Source organism: Noviherbaspirillum sp. (assembly GCF_035944575.1).
Taxonomy (GTDB): domain Bacteria; phylum Pseudomonadota; class Gammaproteobacteria; order Burkholderiales; family Burkholderiaceae_D; genus Noviherbaspirillum.
This window is the reverse complement of sequence record NZ_DASZBA010000143.1, coordinates 1-3,115: the sequence shown is the minus strand read 5'-3', so window position 1 is coordinate 3,115 and position 3,115 is coordinate 1. Positions and strand designations below refer to the sequence as shown.

6 protein-coding genes are annotated in these 3,115 nt (G+C 54.9%); 5 read left to right on the top strand and 1 reads right to left on the bottom strand.

Going from position 1 to position 3,115, the window contains the following annotated elements; all coding sequences use genetic code 11:
• Positions 1 to 210, bottom strand: a 210-nt coding sequence (locus VGU61_RS10045; protein WP_326858978.1) for a TM2 domain-containing protein, incomplete at its 3' end; no start/stop codon positions are given.
• Positions 211 to 420: 210 nt separating this feature from the next.
• On the opposite strand from VGU61_RS10045, the gene rpsP reads away from it, so the two are divergent.
• The 5 genes from rpsP to VGU61_RS10020 all read left to right on the top strand — a co-directional run.
• Positions 421 to 675, top strand: coding sequence for a 30S ribosomal protein S16 (gene rpsP / locus VGU61_RS10040; RefSeq protein WP_326858977.1), 255 nt, complete (start codon positions 421 to 423; stop codon positions 673 to 675).
• Positions 676 to 703: 28 nt separating this feature from the next.
• Positions 704 to 1,252, top strand: a complete 549-nt coding sequence (gene rimM / locus VGU61_RS10035; RefSeq protein WP_326858976.1) for a ribosome maturation factor RimM — start codon at positions 704 to 706, stop codon at positions 1,250 to 1,252.
• Between the two features lie 29 nt (positions 1,253 to 1,281).
• Complete coding sequence (gene trmD, locus VGU61_RS10030; protein WP_326858975.1) at positions 1,282 to 2,031, top strand: tRNA (guanosine(37)-N1)-methyltransferase TrmD; 750 nt, start codon at positions 1,282 to 1,284, stop codon at positions 2,029 to 2,031.
• Between the two features lie 101 nt (positions 2,032 to 2,132).
• The gene (rplS, locus tag VGU61_RS10025; protein ID WP_326858974.1) at positions 2,133 to 2,516 is read left to right on the top strand and encodes a 50S ribosomal protein L19; all 384 of its coding nucleotides are present in this window, start codon (positions 2,133 to 2,135) and stop codon (positions 2,514 to 2,516) included.
• 111 nt (positions 2,517 to 2,627) lie between these two features.
• Positions 2,628 to 3,115 (top strand): CoA pyrophosphatase (locus tag VGU61_RS10020; RefSeq protein WP_326858973.1); only part of this gene is annotated, 488 nt, incomplete at its 3' end.

Sequence of the window (3,115 nt, the reverse complement as noted above, 5' to 3'; positions counted from 1 at the left end):
GTTATGTTGCGCATCCCATTTTTCATCAGGTGTCAGGCCGATAACCAGGGCTTCAATGAAGCCGGCAAAAACTGACAGCGGGAACAGTACCAGATGCACCCAGGCCCAGATGTCCCTTTTTCCATACAGGTAAAAGCGATGAAATCCTAAACCGCCGAAAAGAAACGCCAGCAATGTGGCAAGGGTTTTGTTCTTGTGTGATGTATTCATATTTAACAATAATGACTTTGCTTCTGGGTTGGCTAGTGTGCACGAGGGCTGACGAGTAGGCAACGAAATGGAGTCGGCCATGCCAGATGCCCATATGCTGTTAAGCAAGCCATCCATACTTGCTGCCAATCTCCCTCCAAGGTTGCTGGAGACAGCGTAACCAGCTATAATTGCCGGCTTTTCCGTGTTCGAACACTTTTTGGAAACATTATGGTCGTTATCCGTTTATCCCGTGCCGGCGCCAAGAAGCGCCCATTCTTCAACATCGTTGCAACCGACTCGCGCAATCGCCGCGACGGCCGCTTTATCGAGCGCCTCGGTTTCTATAACCCGGTTGCCTCCGGCAAGGACGAAAGCTTCCGCATCGCTCAAGACCGTTTGGCCCACTGGCAGGGCGCAGGTGCGCAGCTTTCTCCGACAGTCGCACGTCTCGTGAGCCAGTCCGGTAAAAAGGCTGCTGCGTAATCACGCCACCTCTGGCCTGCTTTTTACGTTGTCACGCAAGACTGCTTCCGGGGTTGATATCCCCGACGATCTTATCCTCGTCGGGCATGTGACCGGCGCCTATGGCATACATGGATGGGTGCGAATCCGACCCTACTCTTCAGATGCAGACGCAATGCTTCATGCGAAGACATGGTGGCTGGATAAGCCTGATCTGCGCGATGTCGACATGATGCAAGCCAAGATGCACGGCGAAGACGTCGTGGCAAGGCTGATGGGCGTCGCGGACCGAAATGCCGCAGAAGCGTTGAAGGGCGCGACCGTCCAGGTGCGGCGCAGTCATTTTCCTGCGCTGGCAAGTGATGAGTTCTACTGGGTCGATCTGATTGGCCTGGCGGTGCAAAATCTCGACGGCGAATCGCTGGGCGCAGTCAGCGACCTGATGGACAACGGAGCACATCCGATACTGCGGGTGACAGCACCAGTTGTTGAGGGCGAAACGGCCAAAGAATGGCTGATTCCCTTTGTTGATCAGTTTGTCAAAACCGTCGACCAGACGGAAAAGAAGATTACGGTGGACTGGGGACTGGATTATTAGTCTTCCAGCATTCAGGAAGGGACGGCGCAATGCAATTCGATGTCGTGACGCTCTTTCCGGAAATGTTCGTCGCCATTACGCAATCGGGCATTACCCGACGCGCGTTCGAGCAGAAAAAATGTGAACTGGCGCTATGGAATCCGCGCGATTTCACGAATGATAATTACCGGACGATTGATGATCGCCCTTATGGCGGTGGGCCAGGAATGGTCATGCTGGCAAAGCCGCTCGAAGCCGCAATTAATGCGGCGAAAGCGCGTCAGTTGGATCAGGGCCGGCCTGCACCACGGGTGGTTTATCTTTCGCCACAAGGTCGGGCTTTGACCCATGACCGGGTGATGGCAATAACGACGGAACCAGGGCTGGTGTTGCTTTGCGGGCGTTACGAGGCCGTAGATCAGCGTTTGCTGGACCGCTGTGTGGATGAAGAGATCAGCCTTGGCGATTTCGTGTTATCCGGTGGTGAGCTACCTGCAATGGCATTGATGGACGCGGTAATCCGTCAACTGCCGGGTGTGTTGCATGACGACGCATCTGCCGTGCAGGACAGTTTCGTGAATGGTTTGCTGGACTGCCCGCATTACACGCGGCCGGAGATTTACGAGGATATCGGTGTCCCGGCGGTTTTAATGAGTGGGCATCATCTGGAGATCGAAAAGTGGCGGCGTGAACGGGCGCTTGAAGCGACATGGCGAAAACGTCCTGATTTGATCGTTCAGGCACGCGAGGCGGGATCGCTGTCGCGGGCAGATGAAAAGTTTTTAAGCAGTTTGCAGTAAAGCGCGGGCAAAGCAAAGGTGATTTGCCTGTATTTGTAACCCCATCCTCTGCCGGGCAATAAATTTAATATGCGCCGGCACGATGGTCTCAGGAGCTGAAAATGGATCTGATCCAACAACTAGAGCAGGAAGAAATTGCGCGTCTCGGCAAGAATATTCCCGACTTCGCGCCAGGTGATACGGTTGTCGTCAACGTCAACGTCGTCGAAGGCACGCGCAAACGTGCACAGGCTTACGAAGGTGTGGTGATTTCCCGCCGTAACCGTGGCCTGAATTCGAACTTCATCGTTCGTAAAATTTCGTCGGGCGAAGGTGTCGAGCGTACGTTCCAGCTGTATTCCCCGCTGATCGCTTCTATCGAAGTCAAGCGTCGCGGCGATGTGCGTCGCGCCAAGCTGTATTATCTGCGTGAGCGTTCCGGTAAATCGGCACGTATCAAAGAGAAGCTGCCGAACCGTCGCGTCGCAACTGCAGCTGCCGAGTAATTCACGGCAAAGCATCACAAAAAGGGCACCGATGGTGCCCTTTTTGCATTCATTCTAAACAGTTGACGTCCATGCATGCATGCGCATTCGTTAGCTTCAATAGGAAAACGCTTGTCCAAACTGATTTTCAACCCTGAATCACTTCCTGTTGACTCTGTCGCCGGCGAACCTGCATTGCAGAAGGAGCGACTGTCAGCCGATTGGCTGCGCCAGCGCTTCGCCGCTCCCCCGGAATGGATACCGGAAAGCACCGACGAACACTTGCTGCGCAAGTCGGATGCATCGCCTACTCCTGCAGCCGTGCTGATGCCGATCGTGCTGCGCAGTCACGGTCCGACCATGCTGCTGACCCAGCGTACAGCGCATCTGCATGACCATGCCGGTCAGGTAAGTCTGCCGGGAGGACGCGTTGACAAGACCGATAGCTCCGCAACGTCCACCGCGTTGCGTGAAACCGAGGAAGAGGTTGGCCTCGACCGACGCCATATCGAAGTATTGGGCACGCTGCCAGATTACTTCACCGGAACCGGCTTTCGCATCACGCCGGTGGTTGCACTGGTGCAGCCACCGTTTGAATTGCAGGCCGACACCTTCGAAGT